General features: G+C 41.4%; 20 protein-coding genes. 10 read left to right on the top strand and 10 right to left on the bottom strand.

Translation table 11 applies throughout. The features are described from left to right. Positions 1–170 precede the first annotated feature (170 nt). Positions 171–3,875: a hypothetical protein gene (locus ACR5KR_RS09520; RefSeq protein WP_448266314.1), complete on the bottom strand. Its 3,705-nt coding sequence runs from the start codon at positions 3,873–3,875 to the stop codon at positions 171–173. 603 nt (positions 3,876–4,478) lie between these two features. Here ACR5KR_RS09520 and ACR5KR_RS09515 point away from each other — a divergent pair. Both ACR5KR_RS09515 and ACR5KR_RS09510 read left to right on the top strand, forming a co-directional pair. Then, a complete protein-coding gene (locus ACR5KR_RS09515) occupies positions 4,479–4,676 on the top strand; it encodes a hypothetical protein (protein ID WP_445626783.1) in 198 nt (65 codons plus the stop codon). Between the two features lie 80 nt (positions 4,677–4,756). Beyond that, a complete protein-coding gene (locus ACR5KR_RS09510) occupies positions 4,757–5,233 on the top strand; it encodes a Tic20 family protein (RefSeq protein WP_094348027.1) in 477 nt (158 codons plus the stop codon). Between the two features lie 3 nt (positions 5,234–5,236). Here ACR5KR_RS09510 and ACR5KR_RS09505 read toward each other — a convergent pair whose 3' ends face one another. Beyond that, positions 5,237–6,010 (bottom strand): fumarylacetoacetate hydrolase family protein, encoded by a 774-nt coding sequence (locus ACR5KR_RS09505; RefSeq protein ID WP_448266313.1) that lies wholly within the window; start codon positions 6,008–6,010, stop codon positions 5,237–5,239. Between the two features lie 386 nt (positions 6,011–6,396). On the opposite strand from ACR5KR_RS09505, the gene rpsF reads away from it, so the two are divergent. Next, on the top strand, positions 6,397–6,753 hold the full coding sequence (rpsF, locus tag ACR5KR_RS09500) for a 30S ribosomal protein S6 (RefSeq protein ID WP_445626785.1): 357 nt from the start codon (positions 6,397–6,399) through the stop codon (positions 6,751–6,753). Between the two features lie 218 nt (positions 6,754–6,971). Then, on the top strand, positions 6,972–7,532 hold the full coding sequence (locus ACR5KR_RS09495; protein WP_445626786.1) for an Npun_F5560 family protein: 561 nt from the start codon (positions 6,972–6,974) through the stop codon (positions 7,530–7,532). Positions 7,533–8,000: 468 nt separating this feature from the next. On the opposite strand, the gene ACR5KR_RS09490 is transcribed toward ACR5KR_RS09495, so the two are convergent. Beyond that, positions 8,001–8,354 (bottom strand): STAS domain-containing protein, encoded by a 354-nt coding sequence (locus ACR5KR_RS09490; RefSeq protein WP_322700624.1) that lies wholly within the window; start codon positions 8,352–8,354, stop codon positions 8,001–8,003. 468 nt (positions 8,355–8,822) lie between these two features. Between ACR5KR_RS09490 and ACR5KR_RS09485 the strand changes: the two genes are divergently transcribed. Next, complete coding sequence (locus ACR5KR_RS09485; protein WP_445626788.1) at positions 8,823–9,452, top strand: DedA family protein; 630 nt, start codon at positions 8,823–8,825, stop codon at positions 9,450–9,452. Positions 9,453–9,585: 133 nt separating this feature from the next. Here ACR5KR_RS09485 and ACR5KR_RS09480 read toward each other — a convergent pair whose 3' ends face one another. Both ACR5KR_RS09480 and ACR5KR_RS09475 read right to left on the bottom strand, forming a co-directional pair. Then, positions 9,586–10,788 (bottom strand): argininosuccinate synthase, encoded by a 1,203-nt coding sequence (locus ACR5KR_RS09480; protein ID WP_448266312.1) that lies wholly within the window; start codon positions 10,786–10,788, stop codon positions 9,586–9,588. 445 nt (positions 10,789–11,233) lie between these two features. Next, on the bottom strand, positions 11,234–11,995 hold the full coding sequence (locus tag ACR5KR_RS09475; RefSeq protein ID WP_445626790.1) for an Npun_F0296 family exosortase-dependent surface protein: 762 nt from the start codon (positions 11,993–11,995) through the stop codon (positions 11,234–11,236). 494 nt (positions 11,996–12,489) lie between these two features. Here ACR5KR_RS09475 and ACR5KR_RS09470 point away from each other — a divergent pair, with 494 nt between their 5' ends. The 4 genes from ACR5KR_RS09470 to ACR5KR_RS09455 all read left to right on the top strand — a co-directional run bounded on the left by ACR5KR_RS09470 (position 12,490) and on the right by ACR5KR_RS09455 (position 17,681). Then, entirely contained in the window at positions 12,490–13,797 is a 1,308-nt protein-coding gene (locus ACR5KR_RS09470) for an anhydro-N-acetylmuramic acid kinase (RefSeq protein WP_448270144.1), read from the top strand. A 119-nt stretch (positions 13,798–13,916) separates the two neighbouring features. Continuing rightward, on the top strand, positions 13,917–14,363 hold the full coding sequence (locus tag ACR5KR_RS09465; RefSeq protein ID WP_094348018.1) for a hypothetical protein: 447 nt from the start codon (positions 13,917–13,919) through the stop codon (positions 14,361–14,363). A gap of 224 nt (positions 14,364–14,587) precedes the next feature. Then, a complete protein-coding gene (locus ACR5KR_RS09460; protein WP_448266311.1) occupies positions 14,588–15,601 on the top strand; it encodes a glycosyltransferase family 2 protein in 1,014 nt (337 codons plus the stop codon). Positions 15,602–16,127: 526 nt separating this feature from the next. Beyond that, positions 16,128–17,681, top strand: a complete 1,554-nt coding sequence (locus tag ACR5KR_RS09455) for a serine/threonine-protein kinase (protein ID WP_448266310.1) — start codon at positions 16,128–16,130, stop codon at positions 17,679–17,681. A 458-nt stretch (positions 17,682–18,139) separates the two neighbouring features. Here the strand turns inward: ACR5KR_RS09455 and ACR5KR_RS09450 are convergent, their stop codons facing one another. The 5 genes from ACR5KR_RS09450 to abc-f all read right to left on the bottom strand — a co-directional run bounded on the left by ACR5KR_RS09450 (position 18,140) and on the right by abc-f (position 23,632). Then, a complete protein-coding gene (locus ACR5KR_RS09450; RefSeq protein ID WP_041565841.1) occupies positions 18,140–18,337 on the bottom strand; it encodes an NblA/ycf18 family protein in 198 nt (65 codons plus the stop codon). 647 nt (positions 18,338–18,984) lie between these two features. Next, complete coding sequence (locus tag ACR5KR_RS09445) at positions 18,985–19,722, bottom strand: Stp1/IreP family PP2C-type Ser/Thr phosphatase (protein ID WP_445626794.1); 738 nt, start codon at positions 19,720–19,722, stop codon at positions 18,985–18,987. Between the two features lie 16 nt (positions 19,723–19,738). Next, on the bottom strand, positions 19,739–21,424 hold the full coding sequence (locus ACR5KR_RS09440; RefSeq protein ID WP_448266309.1) for an ABC1 kinase family protein: 1,686 nt from the start codon (positions 21,422–21,424) through the stop codon (positions 19,739–19,741). 160 nt (positions 21,425–21,584) lie between these two features. Continuing rightward, positions 21,585–21,911, bottom strand: a complete 327-nt coding sequence (locus ACR5KR_RS09435; RefSeq protein ID WP_445626796.1) for a DUF6825 family protein — start codon at positions 21,909–21,911, stop codon at positions 21,585–21,587. A gap of 107 nt (positions 21,912–22,018) precedes the next feature. After that, positions 22,019–23,632: a ribosomal protection-like ABC-F family protein gene (gene abc-f / locus ACR5KR_RS09430; RefSeq protein ID WP_448266308.1), complete on the bottom strand. Its 1,614-nt coding sequence runs from the start codon at positions 23,630–23,632 to the stop codon at positions 22,019–22,021. A 371-nt stretch (positions 23,633–24,003) separates the two neighbouring features. Between abc-f and ACR5KR_RS09425 the strand changes: the two genes are divergently transcribed. Continuing rightward, positions 24,004–24,705, top strand: coding sequence for a Uma2 family endonuclease (locus tag ACR5KR_RS09425; RefSeq protein WP_445626798.1), 702 nt, complete (start codon positions 24,004–24,006; stop codon positions 24,703–24,705). The last annotated feature ends 9 nt before the right edge of the window (positions 24,706–24,714 follow it).

Genomic DNA, 24,714 nt, shown 5'->3' with positions numbered 1-24,714 from the left:
TTTTAACACAGGGGAAATTAGAGATGGGGAGCAGGGGGACAGAGGAGACAAGGGGAAAAGGGGGACAAGCGGGACAAAGGGGAAATTATTGAACAAGTCTCTCCCAAGTCTCCCCTCTCTTCCTGGTCTACCTTGTCTCTTCTCCATACCCAATGTCCCTCATACCTGAGTTACATACCCAGGAGCTCATCTAGTTGCAAGCTTGGCAAGTCTGGAGGAATCACGGTTCGTACTATTGTGACTTTGTGACTTTCCTGTTGGGTTGTTAGATCGAGTGCGATCGCTCCTAAGCGAATTTCCAAACAGCCAAAGGGAATGTTTAATTGTGTCATCACTTCCAACCCTCCTGATGCATTAGGAAGTAAATTTGTCAATAAATGAGGCCCATCTAGTAAGTAGCGAGTTTGATAATCTTCAAGCCATAACTTGACAACAACTTGCAGAGGTACTTCCGGCAGTACTACGCGCACTATGACAGACTTGCCAGCAATTAATTCGCCTTCTGGCACATACAAATGTGGAGTTGGCAAAGGCTCAGTGGCTGCCGCAATTAGAGGTAAGGAAGAAGATGAATATAAAAGTGGTTGCTCCTTTTCTTCAAAGGTGTCACTCTCCTTTGCATCGCCTTCCAGTTCGGTATCTGTATCATCTACAACGATTTCTTGCGCCAACCAAGCTGACGCTATATTTATTTTTATCGGAGGAGGAGGGGGCGGTAGTTGTGTTAACAGAGCCGATGAGATTGTTGGTTCTAGTACTTTTTCTATTTCCGTATTTTTTCCAATCCCCTGTTCTATTTCCTGCGCTGTGTCTATATCTTCCCCAAAGTTCTCCTGTTCAGGAGCCAATCCTTCGACTTCTTGCCATGTTTCTTGTCCCTTGGGCGTTTCAGCCAAGAGAAGTTGTGAACTGCTCCAATCTTGGTTCAGATTTTTCTCCGTGTTGGCATCTAGGTCTAATGACAACAAGTTAACATCAACATTCGCATTTTCTGCACTAGGAGGAAGGGGTATCTGTTGTGGTGGAACATAGTTATTGTAATCTTGAGGTTGCAGATCGTTGATAGATTCAGGCAAAGAGTATCCTTGGCTCTGCATCCACTTCCTGAGCAGGGGAGATGAATAAAGGTTTCCTGTTGTAATTAATTGTGCATTTTGTGGGGCTTCAACTTCAGCAATAGATTCTTCCTGAAGTTGTGAATTTTGTGGGGCTTCGATTTCAGCAATAGATTCTTCCTGAAGTTGTGAATTTTGCGGGGCTTCGATTTCAGCAACAGATTCTTCCTGGAATTGTGAATTTTGCGGGGCTTCAACTTCAGCAACAGATTCTTCCTGAAATTGTGCGTCATCTACTCCTAATTCAGGTATATTTTCATCTTCAGCCACAGTTGCGTCCAACTTTGGTAAGTCTTCAGCCGCTTTAACTTCTAATGTATCTGGAAGAACATTATTTTCTACTTTTTCTTCGGCATCATCTGGTAAAGCTTGTAGCCGTTTCAAGTATGGCAAAGTAGTCTCGATTATTGGCATTCGACGTTGCTTGATGACCAACTGCTCCAAATTGATGGTGGCTATAGTAGCATCCTTTTCTACAAGCTTCTCTGGTGTCTGTGGTTCTGCAACAACATCTGAGGGAATGTTGGCATCACTTTGAATAGGGGGCAGTTTCGGTAATTGAGGCAACGAAATACTTGAATTCTTGAGCTTAGATGTCCGCAAGTTAGCTTCTCGCAAAACTTGCAGGTTAATTTGCGGTGGTAAAGGTGTGTTTGGGGATGGATTAACTATCTGAGACTGCTCTGTTTTTGGAGTTTTGACCAGATTTAATAGTTTCAAATCGAGTTTAACAGGTGTCTCTGTTTCTGTGAAAGCAGCAGATGAGTCCGATGGTGTTATGAGATCATTTAAAAATATGTTGGATTTTGCTGCGGCTGTAATTGCCAGTAATTCTGTTACATCTGCTGTAATGGTGAAGGACTGGGTGGCTAACGGCATGACTTCACCAGCATCGGCGAATTTACCATACAAACTGATATCTGCCAAAATTAGCTTAGATTCACAATCAGCAGGAATATCAATTGAGGTATTGATGGTAAAGGGCAACACTTTATCTGATAAGGTTTGCCGTACTTTGGTCAATATTTTCGAGTTCTTGGGCGATCGCAGTTCAATTTCTACTGCAAGCGCCCGCAAGCTTTTTGAAGATGATGTTTCATCCCAATCTAGATTTGTCTTTTCTTGGAATTCTATGTACCCGTTGATTATAAGAGCTTGTCCCCAACGAGCAATATAATTATCCTGACTTAAAATTAGCAGTAATGGTGGCGGTAGTTGTGTTGCCGAAGAATCTGTAACTTTTTCATCTTGCGGCAGTAGTTCAGAGGTGGGTAAAGCTAAATCTATTAAATTTTGTAAAATCTGCTCTGCCGTCTCTCCTTTGAGCCATACAGGACTTACAGGCCGATCGATAACTATATCTTCATCTTCTTCCGTTTCATCTGAGGCAACAGTGGTAACAAGGTTGCTATCTGTAGTAATTGCCAGTCCTTCAGAAACTGCGATCGGATTATCTAGCGCAATTGCAGTTTCTGCTGGGGCATTAGATTCCAAGTTCCCTTCATCTGGTGCAACAGTGGTAACAAGGTTGCTATCTGTAGTAATTGCCAGTTCTTCAGAAACTGCGATCGCATTATCTAGCTCAATTGCAGTTTCTGCTGGGGCATTAGATTCCAAGTTCTCTTCATTTGGTGCAACAGTGGTAACAAGGTTGCTATCTGTAGTAATTGCCAGTCCTTCAGAAACTGCGATCGCATTATCTAGCTCAATTGCAGTTTCTGCTGGGGCATTAGATTCTAAGTTCTCTTCATCTGCTGCAACAGTGAGGTTGCTATCTTTAGTAATTGCCAGTTCTTCAGAAACTGCGATCGCATTATCTAGCTCAATTGCAGTTTCTGCTGGGGCATTAGATTTCAAGTTCTCTTCATCTGAGGCAACAGTGAGGTTGTTATCTGTAGTAATTGCCAGTCCTTCAGAAACTGCGATCGCATTATCTAGCGCAATTGCAGTTTCTGCTGGGGCATTAGATTCCAAGTTCTCTTCATCTGGTGCAACAGTGAGGTTGTTATCTGTAGTAATTGCCAGTCCTTCAGAAACTGCGATCGCATTATCTAGCGCAATTGCAGTTTCTGCTGAGGCATTAGATTCCAAGTTCTCTTCATCTGGTGCAACAGTGAGGTTGCTATCTGTAGTAATTGCCAGTCCTTCAGAAACTGCGATCGCATTATCATCTAGCGCAATTGCAGTTTCTGCTGGGGCATTAGATTCCAAGTTCTCTTCATCTGGTGCAACAGTGAGGTTGCTATCTGTAGTAATTGCCAGTCCTTCAGAAACTGCGATCGCTTTCTCAAACGTAAATAACGTGATTGCAGTTTCTGCTGAAGCACTATATTCCAAGTTTCCAGAAACAGGATCTGGGCGATCGTTGGATGAACTTGAGTCTAAATTTTTCCTCGGTTCTCTCTCTGCTAACAGCGAGAAGACTTGTACTTGCACGCTGTATTGCCAAGATTTACCGAGCAGATCCGACATCAAATCGCCGGAACACCGCAACTCCCAAACTCCCGGTTGGAAGTAGGTAAAAGGAATTACCGCCATTATGCCTTCTGAATTAGTGCGACGCGATCGCTTGAAAATTCGCCGCGTTGGTTGAACTTCCTCAGTTGAAGAGTGAGTTACTCGCACTTCCACGTCTGTATTAAGAAGGTTAGAACGAGCCAAAACTCTATACTGCCCTTCCAAGATTTCCAAATTTGGCGATTCTAGGATATGCCACGAGCGAGCGCCTTGTTTCTGTATCAGAAATTGCCAGTGTTCCATTGTAAGTGATGCCCAGACCGACGAGCCGCTGAGTAATATTGTGTATTAACTTGCTTGCAAGTTTACCTCAGTATTTTAGAAATGCCTCACTTAAATAACTATCAAGTTAACTCAGTTTTACTGACTTGACTTCACACACTTTAACTACTCACCTCAAGGGAATTTCAATAAGTCGCCGTGTTGCTTGTGCGTAAAGCTTTTGTTGTTTTCTGAATATTAAGTTTGACACATCCTAGTGCTAAATTAACAGAGATACAATGGATACCGTTAGTTGTCTTTGCTCAACTTAGTGCAAAAATTTTTGTATTATTTTTTACTAGAATTTCCACTTTGCAATAGACACAACGTACAATAAATTTAAATTCACTTGAGAATTGTTATTGAATCATAATTACCCACATTTTTGCTGCAAAGAGGTAGGATGTGGTTCTTAAGTGTCCTCTGCGATCGCCCAAGTTAGGCGCAAAGCGAGATTGCAAATCACAACACTTAACCACGCAAAACGCATCCAATCTATCTGAAGTGGCTATTTGAACCGTTACAAAACACGTCTTCCCTTGAGTGAAATGTGGGTTGACAATGAGGATTTACAGGAGGGATTCGATGCTAGTCATTTTAATGGACGAGCAAATCCTTGCCCCTGAGCAAGTTTGCCAGTCTTGTTTACTTGCTGACGGGAGCGGTCAACCCCGTTGGCGTAAAGGTCAACTGCGCTGTGGTCAAGCCATTCGCAAACTTACTCAACAGCAGCCAGACCAATATGAATGTATGATGGGCTTTCGCATCGCCCATATAGAATAGTTGAATTTCTCAGCAAGACCAGTAACTGCGTTATCCTAAGCTCAAGTAACTATTAAAATTTAACCACAGGAGAACGCATAATGTCTTGGCGCGGGTCTACAACAGTTTCAGATCGGATTTTTGCTTCCTTGCCTTATTTGCTTCCTCTAATTGAAGTTTTTGTATTTGGTAGATATTTACTCTCAGAGTTTCCACCGTTACAACTACTGTTTTTACCGCTTCTGCCATTATTGAGAATTTACTACGGCGTGCGTTATGCAGGAATGATTATTTTCTTTGCTTTATTTTTGCTGGTAGTAAGAAACGAAAAAATTAGTCACTTTATTCGTTTCAACACCATGCAAGCAATCCTTTTGGATATCATTATCTTTTTGTTTAGCATCCTAACTGATGTTGTGGGACTAGTTCCTTCCGGTGGTTTTGCAATCCAAACTCTATCCACAACCATTTTTATCGGCATAGTGGGAGCAGTCGCATATTCAGTCATCCAGTCTGTGAGCGGACGTTATGCAGAAATTCCAGCGATTTCCGATGCAGTGTATATGCAAGTGCGTTAGAAGTTAACGGGTCGCTACGGTGTTTTCCAGGCGACCGATACCTTCAATTTCTACGCGGACGCGATCGCCTGGATGCAAAGCACTTACACCCTCAGGCGTACCTGTAAGCACCAAATCACCAGGGAGTAGCGTCATCACCTGACTGATATAGGAAACTAAAACATCGGGGGAAAACACCATCCGATCGATACAGGCAGATTGGACTGGATTAGCATCGTCATTCACAAAAGTCTGCAATCTCGCTCCTGGATTTAATTCCCGCACAATCCAAGGTCCCAAAGGACAGAAAGTATCAAAACCTTTAGCTCGCGTCCACTGACCATCCTGTTTTTGTAAATCCCGCGCTGTTACGTCATTGGCGATGGTGTAGCCCCAAATTTTGGTTTGGGCTACCTCTGGCGTGCATTCAAAAGCGTAATCGCCAATCACTAGAGCTAACTCTCCTTCATAGTCAACTCTCTGTGACTGCGGAGGATACTTAATTTCTCTTTCAGATGGAATGATCGACGTAGGTGGCTTCAGAAAGATTAATGGCTCAGAAGGTACTGGGGTTCCCATTTCAGCTGCATGATCCGCATAATTCTTACCCACGGCCACAATTTTTGAGGGGGCGCAGGGAGCCAGAATTTGGTAATTTTCTGGTGTCAAAGTTAAATCAGTGGGTTGTCCTTGTAACCAGGGTGGAGCATCTAGCACCTGTACATTCAGGGATAGCTGTAGTAACCCATAGTAAATCTGTCCTTCTGGATTTTGAATTCGCACGTAGCGCTGCGCCATAACCTTGATAAATACCTTTTTTCTGCTTTTTAGTTGCTGTGAGTACCTAGCAATCGTCAGTTAGCTGTTTAGCCAACCGATTGAGCCTTGAGCAAAAAAGCGATCGCTATTAAGATGCCCTTTAAAGAAAGATACCCCTTAGCGAAGCTGATAGCTCGATCTATCTTGTGAAAGAAATATCAGGATTGCCTCTCAACCTAGTTTTCATTAGGGACATCCAAAAAATCCAAACTTTCTTTGGCAATTTGGCTAATGATTCAAATTGAAAACTGGTAAGATTATAGTTCCTTGTTGCTTCAGATGTTGATTAATACTGGCATTTTAAATAAAGCTTAGGTATAAATTGATATCAGCAGCCACTTTTGTCCATGAGGAAACTGAAAAATATGACTACAAATTACGAAACAATGTACATCCTCCGTCCTGACTTGGGAGAGGAACAGGTAGAGCAAGCAGTTACTAAATATCAGAATTTGCTTCGCGAACAAGGCGCCCAGGACATCCAAATTCAAAATCGTGGTAAGCGCCGTCTGGCTTATGAAATCAAAAAACATCGGGATGGCATCTACATCCAGTTAAACTACAGCGCGCCTGCAACTGCGATCGCTCCTTTTGAACGCGCTATGCGTTTGAGTGAAGAAGTGATTCGCTATTTGACAATTAAGCAGGACATTGAAGAAGAAAAACCCCCTAAAGAGGAAAAAGAAAAACCTACTAAAGTAGCTGCACCTGCAACAGTGTAGGGAGATGAGGGAGATGAGAAAGTAGGGGAAGCAGGAGAAGAATTCCTAACTCCTAACTCCTAACTCTCCAATCCCCACTCCCATTCAATAAAATTTTGTCTTTTTCTTTTTTCGTCACTTGTTTGGGAATGCTAAATTAACAAATACTTGCCAAAGGTAGTACTCCCGCAGTTATACCTAAGAGTGGACAAGATTCTGAATGGGAGCTTTAAGCTACTGTGAGCCAATCTGAGACACCTAATATTCAAGTTCTCTCGACGGAAGTATCGCAGCTACGCCAGGAGTTGCAACTTCGCGATCAATTAGTGCAACAACTATCTCAAGAACTTTTCCGGCTGGTAAAGGGTAACACTAGTTTTATGCCACAGCAGCCGGAATTTGAGCGCGATCTGACCCAGTTACACGCTTTACAAGAACAACTCCAAGCTGTGGAACAGCAGGTGGCGTTCTACCAAGAGCAAATTACAACTCGTGACTCCGAAATTTATCAATTGCGACAGTCAGTTCAAGAACTTACCGATCGCACTCGGATGTTGGAGCAAGTAGTACAAGAGTTGCCTCAAATTTACCGTCGGAAGTTTGAGGAGCGGATGACGCCAGTCAGAGAAAAGGTAGCAACGCTACAACGGGAAAACCGCCAACTGCAAGCAGAACTGCAAAGTGTGAGTTACCGTTTAGCACTCAAAACTCGCAATGCTAGTCACAGCGGTATTGATTTACCAAATTTTCCCCGCCCAGCATCGGAACAAACTAATATTTCGACTCCCCAGAATGCCTAAAATTATCATTATGGTGGAATTTAAGAGGTAAGAAATTGGTGCATCAAAACATCTTGGAGGCATCCAAGTACTAGATCGAGGCAAAAATAACTATAAAGTTAGAAATAACCGAAAAGCCGAGATTCTAACCTTTCTTACCTCCTGCTTCCTTTCACTAGTTACGTCCCAGATAAAACAATTAGCTTAGAGTAATTTGCACAACCCTGGATTTAAAAGGCTGGGGAGTGTCACAAACAGTTGCATTTGCTTTGATCCATTTTGGCAATTTCTGACTTTACTGCTTTAGGTAGATGACTTCCAATAATGCGATTTATACTACCTAGCTCAAAGATATGAGTTTCCCTCAACATTCAACTCTTGCCAATAAAGAAAATCAGCCTGCTAGCACCAGACTGTTATTTTAAAGAGAATGTGAAAAAATGCAAATATTGCTTGACTCCGCCATCCTCCCGTAGGTAGATTTATTAGTTAGTCTGCTAGCATCAGACTGTTATCTTTAACGTTGGTAAAAATATCTTGGTAAGTGTGAAAAATTTCAAACACTGTATCGAGTTGGGTAAGTTCCAAAATCAACCGTACAGGAGCTTGTACGTTGCATAGAACTAAACGGCAACCACTCTGACGTGCAGCTTTTAAGCCTTTTACTAAAGGAACTAACCCAGAGCTGTCCATGAAGTTAACTTCTGCTAGATCGATAACCCAGAGTTGATAAGCTTGAGGGACTACTCCAGCCATCTGTTCGCTCAAAGCCTTACCGCCTTGCAAATCTATGCTTCCTTGGGGTTTAAACAAAATCACTTGAAGTTCTTGTGTGAAAGCCATGAATTTAACAGGGTAATTGGAACACTTGACAAAAAATTGAAAAAGACATCAATACTTCTTCTTTTTCAACGGTAAAATGACCTTTTACCCAGATATTTGGGCAATTTTAGTCCTACAGTTGAGAGAGATTATTTCAGTATTCATGTCGTATAATTTGTGATAACTTTCATCAATATAGGCATAAGCGCCTAACAATTTCGGTATCAACCGTATCTTTTACAAGATTTTCACAATTTAAACGGATATTTATAAATTTTCTATAAAATTTTTAATCTTTTTTTAATAGATTATGAACATGTGGTACTAATCCCAAAAATTGGATAGTTAATAGTCATAAGTTAATAGTTACCATAGCGTAGAAGTTATGTATTAGTTTGATTGACACTCCACCCAAAAACAAGCAAAAATATAGTAAAAATATAGTAAAAATATAGTAAAAGTAAAAATTTGTAAAGACGGCGGTGTGGAATGTCTTTAGAGTTGATTTCACTACAAAATATCCAGGAAATTGCTCATAATTACGGGTATTGGGCAATTTTTTTCGGAATTTTGCTAGAAAATTTAGGCATTCCCCTTCCTGGTGAAACCGTGACCTTAGTAGGCGGGTTTTTAGCTGGTAGCGATGAACTAAATTTCTGGCTGGTTCTCGGTGACGCAATTATGGGTGCTGTCATTGGTGGTACTTGTGGCTATTGGATTGGTAGAGTTAGCGGTTGGGCTTTTCTAGTAAAAGTTGGCAGCATATTTCGGATTTCTGAAGTGCGGCTGCTGAGTATTAAAGATCAATTTAGTCAAAACGCTGCTAAAGGAGTGTTTTTTGGGCGTTTTTTGGCATTGTTACGAGTTTTTGCTGCACCACTAGCTGGTATAGCTGAAATGCCCTTTAGAAAATTCTTTTTATACAACTTTTTAGGAGCAGTTGCTTGGGCTAGTTTGATGGTAACCTTAGCTTTTTTTGCTGGCAAAATAGTCTCTTTAGAACAATTGGTTGCTTGGGTGGGTCAATTTGCGATCGCAGCGTTACTAATCCTCGCTGCCTTAATTATTGTGCCCCTGTGGCTGGAATCTCGCCAGGTTAAAGGTGCAGCAGAAGAGTAAGTCAAGCATAAACTAAGTCAGGAGTCAGGAGTGAAAAGTAAAGTAAAAAGTGAATTTTTTTGACTTTTACTTTTGTATTTTGCTTTTTTAACTCCTAACTCCTGTACAGACGCGATTAATCGCGTCTCTACTTCTAACTCCTAATCTGCTTTGACCAAATGCGAGTCGGTAGTCCCCAAACATAGATAAAGCCTTCAGCGGCTTTGTGGTCAAATTTGTCTTCGGCTCCGTAGGTTGCCAAATCAGGAGTATAGAGAGAATTATCGCTCGAACGCCCAACTATCGTAGAGTTGCCCTTGAACAACTTCACTCGCACAGTTCCAAAGACTTGCTCTTGTGTCTTTTGAATAAAGGCATCGAGTGCAACTTTAAGTGGACTGTACCACAAACCGTTGTAAACTATTTGGCTGTAAGTTTCTTCAATCCCACGCTTGTAATGGGTGACATCTGCCGTTAAAGTCAAGCTTTCTAAATCTTTATGTGCTTGAATTAGCACCAACATTGCGGGTGATTCGTAGATTTCCCGCGATTTGATCCCCACCAGACGGTTTTCAATCATATCGATCCGGCCGATGCCGTGATTTCCTACCATCTGATTGAGTTCTTCAATTAGCTCAACTGGCTTTTTGGCTATACCGTTGAGGGTTATAGGAATACCACCCTGGAAACCAATTTCGATGTACTCTGGCTCGTTGGGAGTCTGAGCGATCGCTTTGGTCATCTCATAAATTTCTTCTGGTGGCTCAAATGACGGATCTTCGAGTAAACCAGCTTCAATACTCCGACCAAGCAAATTCTTGTCAATACTATAGGGAGAAGATTTTTTAACTGGTGAGGGAATACCAAACTTTTCCCCATAAGCGATCGTTTCCTCACGACTCATCCCCCATTCTCTGGCTGGTGCGAGGATCTTCAGGTTGGGGTTTAAGGCGGTGACAGAGACATCAAAGCGAACCTGATCGTTGCCTTTACCGGTGCAACCGTGAGCGATCGCATCAGCACCATATTTTTCGGCTGTTTCTACTAATATTTTGGCAATCAGTGGACGAGCTAGGGCGGTTCCTAGAGGATAACGATTTTCATAAAGGGCGTTGGCTTGAATCGCTCCAAAGGCGTAATCTTTAACGAAGCTGTCTTTGACATCTGCCACTAGGGATTCACTTGCACCCGATTTCAGAGCTTTTTCTCTGATTGGCTCTAATTCATCTCCCTGACCTAAATCTGCTGCTAGGGTAATCACCTCTTCCACACCCCACTCCTGCTTGAGGTAGGGGATGCAAACTGAGGTATCCACTCCGCCAGAATATGCCAGGACAACCTTTTTGGCGCGACCCATTAATTTCTCCAGTTAGGACAACAAAGAATGAGTCATTATTATATCTAAACTAATCCACGTATATTTTATTCATGCAATAACCTATAGGAGTCAAAATTACGGTTCACTCTCAATACAGTTTGGTTAAGCTCTAAGCAGTATTGAGTAGACCTCTTGCACAAATGAAATGTAAAATTTGCCCACCCTACCGGATCTTGCTACATCCCTCAACCCCTTCTCCCAATTTTGCATGAATAAAAAGTCTAGTTAAAGAAAATTTTCTCAGCTTGCTGCGCGTAGCATTGACCGTAGAAGAAGCCCTGATTATAAATGGCAAATGTATTAGGGCGAGTTTACCTAAGTAAACTCGCCCTGATTTGTATTTAATATTAACTAAGTTTTGAAATCCTTCTACAGGCTAAGGTTAGACTATAGAGAAAATCTTACTGAGCTCAGATTGATATATTTAATGAGATTGTCTTACAGTTTGTAACTTTTCGTTCTTGCGCTTGCGTAGAAACATACCACCTACAGCCAGCATACCTAATGTAATACTAGGCTCAGGAACAGACTTAGGATCAAAACCTGTAAATTTGTCAGTTCCTAGATGGAAAGAATGGTTGTCGCTTTCAAATCCACCACCACCTGTTTGGGTAATGACAATCTTGTTGAAAATGTCGTTGCTACTATCTGAGTAGAAGTGAAGGTAGCCATTTCCTTCACCGCCATGCTGTGATGCACGAATTGGAGCAACTGGGTTCACATCCTCTGTTGTAAATGATTTGATTAGATTATCGCCATTGTAGAAGGAAAAAACGTTACCAGAACTAATAGCTCCCCAGTCAATACCGAAATAATTGAGGGAACTTGCAAGGTTAATTGTGACTTTATCGCCGTTGAAAACTGCCAAATAATTCCCATTATTGACTTCACCATTTGCCCCAGCAGGTGCCCATACATCTGACCTCACACTGCTGGTTCCACTGTTATTCTCAAATGAGTATTTAGCAAAACCAGTGGTTGGTGCTTGACCATTATTGAAGTTAACAGTTGTCGTACCGGGAAGTTGAGTAAACTCAGAAAAAGCACCTTGGTCAGTTTCTCCATTAGGGCCTGCAATGCCAGTGGTTATTTGGAAGGAAATAGCCTGGGCAGAACCTGCATAGATAAATGAGGAGATTGCAGATAAGGATAGAGCAGCGATACAAGCAATTTTTGTAAGAGACATAATCTTGAAATTCTGTATTTTTAATTGTTGAAAAGTTCGTTTGCGACTTGGATTCATTATGTAGTGTCTTATAGAAGAAACAATAGGATGAAACTACTGGATTTGGATTTATTGAAAAATCCCTAGATTTAGCCAAGAATTTGCCCTATTTTTGAACAGAAATCAGTAGTTTCACTTGCAGGAAAAGTGGATAGGATATCTGTTATTTATCTGAAGGTAAAAAAGTTGTAAAGTTAGCCTGCATATATTAAGAATTTGTATATTCGGATGTTGTCCTGATTAAGGATCGATCAAGATAACAAACAAAATTGTTTTAAATTATTTGTTTGCTGGTCAATATAAATAGATTCGGGGTCATTGCTATTGATTTTGAGATTCTTCCGTCGCTCTATTTACTTTTTCTTCTGTAATCAACTATGCAACCTGAGTGTTTTGACATAGCTATTAACATGAATTAAACTAAACTCTTGCAATCAACAAAAGAATATCGAGCGATGCATCCAACTGAAAAAGCTGTTGTCCCTACTCGCGTTATTGGTTTAATTAGTGGCACATCCGTAGATGGCATAGACGCTGCGTTGGTAGAGGTTTCCGGTACAGAATTGGATCTCAAAGTTGAGTTGCTAGCCGGGGCAACATATCCTTATCCAGCCCAACTCAGAGAAAAAATATTAGCAGTTGGTGCAGGCGCTGCCATCTCAATGGCAGAATTAGCGGAAATAGATGATGCGATCGCCCAAGTCTTTGCCCAAGCCGCTCAAAATATTCAAATTGGTCATCAGCGCGCCACTCTCATTGGTTCCCACGGTCAAACGGTTTATCATCGACCACCCAAAGAGGGAGCAGGGGGAGCAGCACTTCTCTACGAGACGCGGCGCGAACGGCTACGCTCAGTGACCGAGGAGCAGGGGAGCAGGGGGAGAGAAACGATCGCTACCCACGGGCTAAACTCTAGCTATCCGTTAACAGCACTGGGCAGTCCCTTGGGTTACAGTCTTCAACTAGGGCGAGGTGCATTAATTGCCTATCTTACGAACATTGCGACTGTGAGCAACTTCCGCGTTGCTGATATTGCTATTGGTGGTCATGGTGCGCCTCTCGTGCCCAGAGTCGATGCTTATTTACTCAGTCATTCCCAGGAGGGGCGTTGTATTCAAAACATTGGTGGTATTGGCAATGTTGCTTATATTCCGCCTCGGTATGGAGACTGGCTCTCAAAAATTCGTGGTTGGGATACTGGCCCAGGAAATAGTCTGTTGGATCTAGCGGTGGAGCATTTAAGCGGTGGTGCTAAAACTTATGATGAAGATGGCAATTGGGCAGCAAGTGGTACTCCTTGCCATCAATTAGTAGAACAATGGCTCAACCAAGACTACTTTCATCTACCGCCACCCAAATCCACTGGACGCGAATTATTTGGTGTGACTTACTTGCATCAGTGTTTAAAAGATGCTCAAGCATACCAACTCAATCCGGCTGACGTACTGGCAACTCTCACAGAACTTACAGTTGCTTCAATTTTTCATAGTTACCGCACTTTTTTGCCAGAAATGCCACAACGAGTACTATTATGTGGTGGTGGTAGTCGCAATCTTTATTTGAAACAAAGGTTACAGTTGTTGTTAGGATCGATACCAGTCTCGACAACAGATGAAGTCGGCTTGAGTGCAGATTTTAAAGAAGCGATCGCTTTCGCAGTTTTAGCCTACTGGCGACATTTAGGTATTCCTGGCAACTTACCTACAGCCACAGGTGCACCTCAAGAAGTACTTTTGGGAGAAATTCACCAAGGTCAGTCTTGAGTCAAGAACAATAAACAAGATAAAAAATTTCTTCATTCTTTTCTCGAACTCATCACTGGTAACTTAGCACTGCTATAACTGTAGTTTTGGCGGCACTCAAGCAAGACAGGGAATAAAAGGTGGCTCATACTTTTTTATTGGAACCAGGACGCTGGGCAATGGAAGGAAATTGGCTAGAACGTAACGGTATGCCAATCAGCGTCAAGGGTATGACGTTGGTCGCTTGGAATCGAGATAACTGGTTTACTATGGCCACAAAACTGATATTCCCAGGCAGCGATCGCTCTGAAATCTCTCTGCAATATAAGGGGCGGTTGCATGATGGAGAGCGTCAGTATACTTTTTTACTACAACATAATATTTTGGGGCAGGTTGAAGGTGAAGGCTGGATTGGTCTGGATACGATCGTACAGCGTTACTGGGTACTAGGCGATCGTCAGCGTCGTAGTGGCTTTGAAACCCTACACCGGATTTCGCAAGATACATATTATCTCAGTAGTGGTATCTTAGCTGGTCATTTTTTAACTAACACAATGGAAGCTAGCCTAGAGCGTCAGTCAGCTTAAAAGCAGCCCTACCTCACCCTTTGCTGTTCTTCTAAGCCAAAAACCGCCGTTCAAAGAACTCTGACAACGCACTGGTTTACCAACGCCTAATATCTCCTGCCCAACTTTAACCACTCATTGTTTATTCTTACCGACCTACTGAGTTGTATAGTAAAAAAGAAACGATTAAATTATGGTCAGGATTTTAGTTTTTTACCTAACCATGTAGTCAGGAGTTCAGTTTCGTGAATCCTAAAGTCTCCGTTATTATCCCTGCTTACAATACTGAAACTTATATTGGGAAGGCAATAGAGTCAGCCTTAAAGCAAACACTCACTGACATTGAAGTTATCATAGTCGATGATGGCTCAAGTGATAAAACTGTAGAAGTCGCTAAAAGTTTCACCGATCGACGTCTCAAAGTGATAGTTAATCAGCAAAATCTTGGAGCTGCGGCGGCACGTAATCGCGCTTTCAGAGCAGCCCAAGGAGAATGGATTGCTGTACTTGATTCAGATGATTGGTATGCTCCCAAAAGATTAGAAAATCTTGTGTCTCTGGCAAATCAAACAAATGCAGATATGATTGCTGATGATGTTTATTTGATCAAAGACGGTACAACATCTCCTTGGAGTACATTGATTCAAGAAAGTGGAGAACGTATAGATAAAATCTTCCAAATTGATATCGTTTATTTTGTGGAAACTGATGTCTATGGGCAACCAGGGTTGCATCTTGGCTTAAGCAAGCCTCTATTCAAACGAGAATTCTTGATTAAGAACGGCATCGAGTACGATGAAGAAATTAGAATGGGTCAAGATTTTTGGATTGACATGAAATGCTTAATCAAAGGAGCTAGGTTTTTTATTGAGCCAAAACCCTATTATTTCTACCGTTCACGCCCTGGTTCTCTGGTATATCAAAGCCAATTACCACGTCTAATTCAATACTGCAAAACTACTACTTCTTTCATGCAACAAGACATTGTGAAAAAGAATCCTACTCTAATGCGTGCTCTATCTTATAATCTGTCAGTCTATAAGAAAAATCTAGCTTATCTTCAAGTTGTAGAACCTATAAAACAAAGAAAATGGTTAACAGCATTCACAGAAATCAGGAAATATCCGGGTTTCTTTTATGATTTTATGTCACGATTTAATGGTATTGTCGAACGTCGAATTCAATACTATTTGATGAATAATAAATCAAGTTTTGATATATATCCTAATCAGCACAAAAAACGAAAATATCACACTTAAAGTATTACAGATTACCTATAAATAATGCATCATTACATAGTAATAATTAGCTGGAAGGTTAAAAAGATTGTTAGGTAATCAGAAAATGTTTTAAAAGTATTGGATGAATATAATTCGTTATTACATAAACTAAGTCTACTTCGTAAAGTAATGCGAATTTCAGGGTTTGTTAACCTGTGAAAAATTTGCAGCAAGGGCTTGTATATCAAGTTATCAAATTAAACATGGTTTGTTGTCAAATTATTTAATTGGGCAGTTAAAACGTCCAGATATTGCTATGTCAATTGCTTAGTTTTTAGGCAGTCGGCGCGCTCCGCACGCTATTGCTTATGCCAGTTGCGTAAGTCTTGGTGTAGCCAAACTAATGCCGTCTTCTCTCAACACAAAGCAACGTCTCGTAGAGAAGAGGAGATGCCAAGAGTGATAGCGCATTAGTCAAAATTGGGCAAACTAAAACTACACTACAATTTTTGAATGCACTTGTCCTCCCAAACATTTACAACCTGCTTTTGGAGTCGAATTTTCTATGTCAGACCCCAACATTGGTCGCTTACTCAGCAAACGCTACCAACTCCAAGAGTTAATCGGTACTGGAGCAATGGGTCGGGTTTATCGTGCTAAAGATACATTGTTGGGAGGTGTACCTGTTGCAGTTAAGTTTCTGGCTCTATCAATCCAAAATGAAAAGATGCGATTGCAAGACCGTTTTGAGCGAGAAGCAAAAACCTGTGCTTTACTAGGGCAAAAAAGTATCCATATTGTCCGAGTTATGGACTACGGCGTAGATGACAATAACACCCCATTCTACGTTATGGAATACTTACAAGGACAAAGCCTGAACAATATTATTCGCAAGCAACGATTACCTTTAACAAGATTCCTCAGTATGGCGCGTCAACTCAGCCTGGGGTTACAGTGCGCCCATGATGGCATCCCAGTTGATGGCGCTATTTGCCCAATTATCCATCGCGATGTCAAGCCAAGCAATATGCTGGTGATTCAAGATCCCAGTTTTGGAGAATTGGTCAAGGTTCTAGATTTTGGTATTGCTAAGTTATTACAGTCAGATGGCGACCATACAAAATTTTATTTGGGGACATTGGCTTATTCTTCTCCCGAACAGATGGAGGGTAAAGAATTAGACAATCGTGCTGATATTTATAGTTTGGGTGTCATGATGTTTGAGATGCTCACAGGCAAAATGCCACTGGTGGCACCAACTCACTCTTTTGGTGCGTGGTATAAAACACATCATTATCAAAAACCACGTTCTTTTGCTGAGGCTGTGCCTGGATTAGAACTACCAAAAGAAATTGAAAATTTGGTGATGAGTTGTCTAGCTAAAGTAGCACGCGATCGCCCTCAAAGTATTACTGAAATCCTCAGAGTTTTAGCATCTTTAGAAAAGCCTGAGCATACACGCAAAATTCAGCAAGCCAGCCATTCTTTAGTTCCTACTACTACAGCTAGCAGCGAGCTTGAACAAAAGACCAAAGCCGATTTGCGGGCATCCTGGTCAAACGATGAAATTGCTCGTGCCATTTCCTGGCCCAAAAATAAACCAATTGCCGATATTGTGTTTCCCCAGCCCATTCATACCAATGGGGAGGTTTTACCAGCTTTGTGGGTGATGCTACCGCAAGAGGAAATTCAAAAACGCTTACTCTGTACCCGCTATAACCAATTTCTGTTCATCTCTATCCCCCATCCCATGCTGCTATGGATTACTGTCATCTACAATCGCAAGCATGGCGCTAAATGGTTGCCTTATTATATCGATTTCAAAACCAGCCTTGGTCAAGAAATTGCCCGGTTACTACAGCACACAGGTTACTACCGCCTCCTATTCTTTGCACGAGAAGCACCAAATCCCTGTACCCACATCTTACTTTCCAGCGTCGCTTCTGCCCAACGGCAACGACTGCAAGAGTGGGTCGCAATGAGCAATACGTTGATGTCCTCTGCCGACCCGCAAATTAGTAAAAGTTTACTCAAAAACGAGTACGAAAAGATTAAGCCTCAGATTATAACAAAACTGGAAAGTATAGATACAGATTCTCCATACGATCTTTCCAGCTAGGCATAATTTCTTAATGTTACGTGTTTCATAGGTGGTCGCTCTCAGAATGTAACGTTTTATAAACAAAATATATATAAATATCTAACTTCTAGTTATATGTATAAAGAGTGAAATCACTAGCTGCTGAAGCAGTGGTATACAAATTATCTCTGAATCTTCCTCTGCAAATATTCCAGTGGATTGTCAATTTGTGCAGGTTTGATTTCCTCACTAGACGAAACAACAATAAGTTTGGCTAAAGCAAACAACAGTTTTAGCCTGCAATGCTAAAGTTAGTCTAGACTCCATCAGATATGCCGTAGACAGTGTTTATTCATTCTTAATTAATTTCGGGAATTGAACTTTTGCGCCATCTTGTAGAATTAGTTATCGAAGTTGACGCCCCGGCATCCCCAGCTCTTTTCCTCCTTGGAACCAAGCAAGAGAAGGAGGTCGCCCACTGCGACATTAGAACGACTCTATGCCATAGTGGAACCTGAATCTAAGCCCCACTGATGCTTAAGAAGCTCTTGATAAGTTGCCTCGCGCACGACCATTTGCTCGTAGAGCTTGACTAAAAAATCTTTAGCTTGATCGTGGCTCATATTTTGCACCTGAGTAGCAAATGAGCAGATGCTGAATTGCTGTTCCAAGGATAGTTTCATTGGTTGATTCATAATTACTCCGAAAAAACAACGTGTAAAGGTGATATCGCTTACAGAAGTCCAAATGGGATAATATTTGGACTTATATCTGTCCAACATTTGTTCCTCCGTATTACGAAAGATAACAATTGTTTGACAGATTGCCCACATCCAAAGTGTGGACTTTTTTCTGCTTTGATATCTTGCATCTAATCCTACTGATATACCACCCAAGTCAGCTGAACCATATTCCGGAAAATAAGCTCTATTTGGTCTTAGATAAGTATAACTACCTCCCTCATTCATTCCTGCTTTGCACAAATATCCTTTAAAGAGAATATTTGGTGCTATGCAAAACCTGTCTTAGTCTTTGTGTTTAAAAAGCCTAAGATGCTGTCTCCGCAAGCGTGGAATAAGCTTCGGTGAGGGAAATTGTAAGGAGGTTGGGGAATTAATGGTAATAAGCGTGAATTATAGTCGCTTTACCTTATTAGGTGCAAGATGTCAATTTCCCAATTTATACAAATTTAGCCTCTTTGGGTGATTTTAGAGGCTAAAAATATTTGTATCAAATTGTAAAAAGGAAAAATGCTCACGCTGAACAAATTACTGAGTATATTTACCAGATTAGTTATTTGTCCTTTGTCATTTGTCCGTTACCAATGACCAATGACCAATGACTAATGACTATTTTCTTCAAGCGAGACGATGACAACTGTGATGTTATCGTGCCCTCCATGCTCTTTGGCAGCCTCAACAAGAGAGATGGCGGCTTTATCAAGCCAAGGACTATCTTGGAGGCAGTTAGCAATCTTTTGCTCGACAAGTTCTTCTGTAAGACCATCACTACATAAGAGCAAGCGATCGCCAACTTTTACATCTAGTGGTTGCACATCAATTTGATGCAAGTCTTCACGCCCCAAACAGCGCGATAATACATGGCGAAAAGGATGTAATCGTGCTTCATCTAAGGTGATGTCACCGATTTTGATTGCTCGTGCTACCCAAGTGTGGTCTTCCGTCACCTGTTCTAAGTGCGACTCGCGGAAGCGATACAGCCGTGAATCGCCAACATGAGCGCACCAAGGCGACTCTGGGGAGCGAAAAATTACTGCTACAACAGTTGTCCCCATATCGGCGCGTTCGGGATGATTTTGCTGGTCTTGCAAAATCGCTTCATTGGCAACCCACAAAGCTTGCTCTAGTAATTCTTGAGAAGATTTAGAAGTTTCCCAATTTGCTACCAAATACGCCTGAATTTCTCCAGTAGCAATCCGGCTTGCCTCTTCACCTCCGGCATGACCACCCATACCATCGGCGACAACGAAAAATCGTCCTTCTGGGTCGATATAGTAAGCATCCTGATTATTAGAACGAATAAGTCCCGGATCGCTAAAACCCGTGAAATTAAGTTTCATAAATTTTTTGCAACAATTAATACATACGATCGTAACGGTCGAGGCGTAAAAGTAATCGGATCAGAATCGCTGAAAGCGCCGCTGCAATTAAACCAGGCAGCAGTGCCAACCAGAGATAATCCTTAACCACTAAAATAGTAGCTGAAAGCGTGAAACCGCTGATTAACAGAGCATAACTTATTGAAAGCTGAATACTGCTCTGCCGCCGCAGCAGGCGTTCGGTTTCTATAGACCGAACGCGCAAGCGCATATCTCCCCGTTCTAGCTTTTCTAGCGTATCCTCTAACCTACGTGGTAAACCCAACGCAGTACTACTTACCTGAGCTGCTTGGCGACTTAATTCGTTAAGAAAGCTATTCCCCTCAGAACCATTCATATCGGTTATAAGCTGCATTGCATATGGTTGGGCAACTTCCATAAAGTTAAACTCTGGATCTAAGCCTTTACCTACTCCTTCTAAAGTAGAAAAGGCTCGCATCACGAAAGTGAAAGTTGCTGGAAATCTAAATGGCTGATTATAAGCTATTTCGTAAAGGTCGTCACTGATTGCTGCGACTGATTGATTTTCAAAGGGCTTATCCATAAAATGATCCAGCATATACTGCACGGAACGCCGTACTGGGCCCATATCATCAGTTGGGGCGATCGCACCTAAATTTATCAGAGATTGCACAACGCGATCGCCATCTTTTTGAGCAATGCCAAAAAGTGTTTCCATCAATCCTTCGCGGATGTTGGACTTAATCCGCCCCATCATGCCGAAATCATAAAATATCAGAGCGCCATTTGCACTGACGGCAATATTACCTGGGTGAGGATCGGCGTGGAAAAAGCCACTATTGAGTAATTGTAGTAAGTAGGCTTGAGCGCCTTGACGAGCGATCGCTTTTCGATCCAAACCCGCTGCTTCTAAAGCTTCGTATTGGCTAATTTTAATTCCAGGGAGATATTCCAAAGTCAGAACTCTGGAAGTAGCGTAACGCCAGTATATTCTGGGGACGCTCACCCAATCATAGCCGCGAAAGTTCCGGCGAAAAGTATCGGCGTTACGACCTTCGTTAAGATAATCAATTTCTTCCCAAAGAATCCGACAACATTCTTCGTAAATACCCAACCAATCTCGTCCACGTCCCCATTTAGGATGGTTTTGAAAGTAGCGGGTAATTCCTTTGAGAATCTGTAAATCTATTTCAAATAACTTCTTTAGCCCAGGACGTTGCACCTTAACAACAACTGATTCTCCAGTATGTAGTACAGCTTTGTGTACTTGCCCCAAGCTAGCAGCAGCTAAGGGAATAGGTTCAAAATTATGGAAAAGTTCAGGAATTTTCTTGCCTAGTTCTTTCTCAACGATCGCTTCTACTTGCTCATAACTAAATGCGGGTACTTTGTCTTGTAATTTGGCTAGTTCTTCTACATATTCACCAGGGAATATATCAGCACGGGTAGAAAACAGTTGCCCAACTTTGATGAAGGTTGGTCCTAAATCCAATAGAGTATTGCGAATCCAGACTGCTTGGGTTTTGCGTCTTGCAGCTTGCTTTACATCAGTTACACCACCTGCATAACTCCAAGATTTGTTGTATAGCCAAAGTTTGAACAATAAGGTCAAGACAAAAGACCAAATGTCCACAAAACGCCGTTTGCTAGAGTATTTTTCCCGATTCCAACGGTATGCCTTCTCTGAATAACCTTGTTCCATATACTTTGTTTACCGTTGGTTTGCGATCGAATCACTTGGAAGAAAAGACACTCTGACTCCTAAACTATTCTTTCTTAAGTGTCATTTGTCCAAAGTCCAATTGTCATTTGTGCATAATTCTTAGCCTAATGACTAATGACCAATGACCAATGACTAAAATTTATGCAGAAGTTCTACGATAATGTTGCAATTCTGTTCGTAACAGGGCAATTTCAGCTCGTAATTCATCAATCTCTGCTTGCAAATCACCTGAATCAGAACTGGCTTGCCCAGTACCTGGGGTAGTTTGACCTGCATTAGCTGCTTCTGCTGACCGATTTGCTCGCTCTAAAACTTCTTCTGTAAATTGGCGCAGTTGCTCTCTAGCTTCTGCATCAAATTTGCCCAGATCGCTCAAAGCATCGGTCAAGGCGACCTCTAAACGCTCATTAACTACTTCTGCTACCGCTCTGCCTACGAAAAAGGCTTGTACAAGGGGGTTACTCATAAATTTTTGTTACGTTGCACCGCAAGAGAATTATAACTTGCCTGTATGCTTTACGGCTTCTGTTGTTGAGGTAGAAATTTACTAGAAATTTACATCAGGCGATCGCTTTATTGAGCGTATTCCAGCAACTCTTGATAATATTGCTCTGGTGTACTTGGTAAATAAGTTGTCATTTGCAAAGTTTGTTCCCTCAACTTGAAACCTTGGGTAATGTTAATCTGGCTGAGGAAATCTATATCGTGGGAAATTACCCAGATCGCTCTTTGGTAATCATTGATACCTAATACTATTTGTTCAACAGTTTCAATATCTAGGTTATTAGTTGGCTCATCAAGAATCAGTAGATCGATTTCTGAGATACTGATTATAGCGATCGCTAATCTTGCTAATTCACCTCCACTCAGTACAGAGGCGCTTTTATGAACATTATCGTATTTAAACAAAAAGTGTCCTAGCTGTTGGCGTAAAAGCTGATAGCTGAGATTGGGATTAGCTACTTGCATATTTTCCAGAATTGTGTATTTACGATTTACTAATTCGTAGGTTTGATCGAGATATACAGCTTTCATCGCTGGTGCAAGCAAAACCTCACCAGATTCTAAAACCGCCGTTTGGTTTTCCATTCCCAAAGTTGCTTTGACCAAACTCGATTTACCAGAACCGTTTGCGCCGATAATGGCTATGCGATCGCCAGAAGAAACATGCAACTGAATATTGTGTAAAAGTACCCTTTCTGATATCTTAAGATTTGCACCTTGAATATCAATTAAGTTTTTGCGCTTTTGGCTTTTTTCTTCTAGTTGGATACTTGTTACTTTTGTGGTTTTTACCTTGGTATCTACAACTTTTTGATTAGCTTTAGCCACTGCGGCTTCATGTTTCTTTTTCGCAGTTCCGGCTGATATTTCAGCTTTTCTTTTCATCGCTCCGGCTGCTGTTGTGTCGATACTACCATCGAGAAACTTAGCACGACCATTGCGCTGAGATTGGGCTGCACGCTGTTGTTCTTGCATAGCAGCACTTTGAGCGCGTTTGAGTTCCTTTCTGGCGACTTCGTGCGATCGCAATGCTGCCTCTAACTCTATTGCTTTCTGTTCTCGATAGTGCGAGAAATTACCGCCATATATTTTCAAGCCAACAGGTGTAAGTTCCCAGGTAACTTCTGTTACTTGGTCTAAGAAAAAAGGCTTATGAGAGACAATTACATACGCACCTGTGAAATTCAAAAGAAACTGTCTTAGGCTTTCTAATGCTTGCAAATCCATGTGATTAGTTGGCTCATCGAGCAATAACAAGTTTGGCTCTTGAGCTAAACCGATTGCCAAAAACAGTTTAGTAAGTTCTCCACCACTCAAGTTAGCAATTGGTAAAGATAAGTCAACTTTGGTGTTAAATTGTGTTTGCAAAATATCCTCAATCTTCCACCATTCATCAGAGATAGAAATCAAAAAATTAAGTACTGTCTCTGCTGTAATTTCTTGCCTGATAGTGCTGATTTGTGGCAAATAATAGACAATACCATTACAGCAAACTGAACCTGTATATCGGTTAATTTGACCTGCAAGTATCTTGAAAAGGGTTGATTTTCCTACCCCGTTGCGACCGACTAAAGCAATGCGATCGCCTGCTTCGATACTCACCTGAATTTTTGGAAACAAAGTTCTGTCCAAGCTGAGTTCGTAGGCTAAATTCTCAGCTAATAATATTGATTTTTTCGGCATTCTTATCAAACCTCAATTCGCAAAATTCCACCCGCGTTTTTCCAAAAGCTGCGGGTAGATTAGACACAAAAAACCAGCCGCAGACAATCGTCAAGCGATTCTATGTAGATAGGAGTGATGACAATATTTGTAGTGCATGACTATGTGAAGTAACCGTGTCAAACTAGTTGCGTTTATTCTTCGTTGACATTTGTTGCTTTAGTGCAACAGGTGTTTGGTATTACTTCATTTGTGCTATCTCATTGGAGTTGTGATGAGGTTTGATATTGACTACAGTGTAGCACTAAGGTATTTCGGAAAGCGAGGATGCGATCGCTAACTACAACACTGCTAAAATAAATTAATCACTACTTGATGCCGTATTCATTCTTATGACCATAGCTCAAGAATTAGATTCTCAAGAAGGCATCTGCCAAGATGTTATATTTCCCCCTGGCGATTTATATAGTGATGAACCTCCCTTGGAAAGCGAACTGCATTTACGGCAAATAATCCTACTTTTAACATGTCTGGAATGGTTGTGGCGAGATAGGAATAATTTCTATGCGGCGGGAAATCTGACTATCTATTACAGTCCACATCAACGCAAATCAGAATACTTCCGAGGCCCAGACTTTTTTGTAGTGTTGGGATGCGAACGTAAAACCCGCAAAAGTTGGGTAGTCTGGGAAGAAGATGGCAAATATCCGAATGTAATTCTAGAAATTTTGTCTGACTCAACAGCGAATACAGATAAAGGTTTAAAAAAAGAAATTTATCAAGATACTTTCCGCACGTTAGATTATTTTTGGTTCGACCCTTATACACAAGAATTTGCGGGATTTCATTTAGTAGATGGAAAATATCAACCTCTACAAGCAAGCGAACAAGGATATTTGTGGAGTCAACAACTAGGGTTATATTTGGGAGTCGATCGGGGATTATTGCGGTTTTATACAAAAGATGGTCAACTAGTACCAACACCTGAAGAAACGGCAGAACAAGCAGAACAAAAGGCAGAACAAGCCGAACAAAAGGCAGAACGTTTAACAGCAAAACTGCGTGAGTTAAATATCGATCCAGATACAATTTAGACCACGGCT

This window comes from Nostoc sp. DSM 114159, from assembly GCF_053470285.1.
Note: the sequence above shows the minus strand (reverse complement) of the source record. Positions and strands in the feature narration are given on the sequence as shown.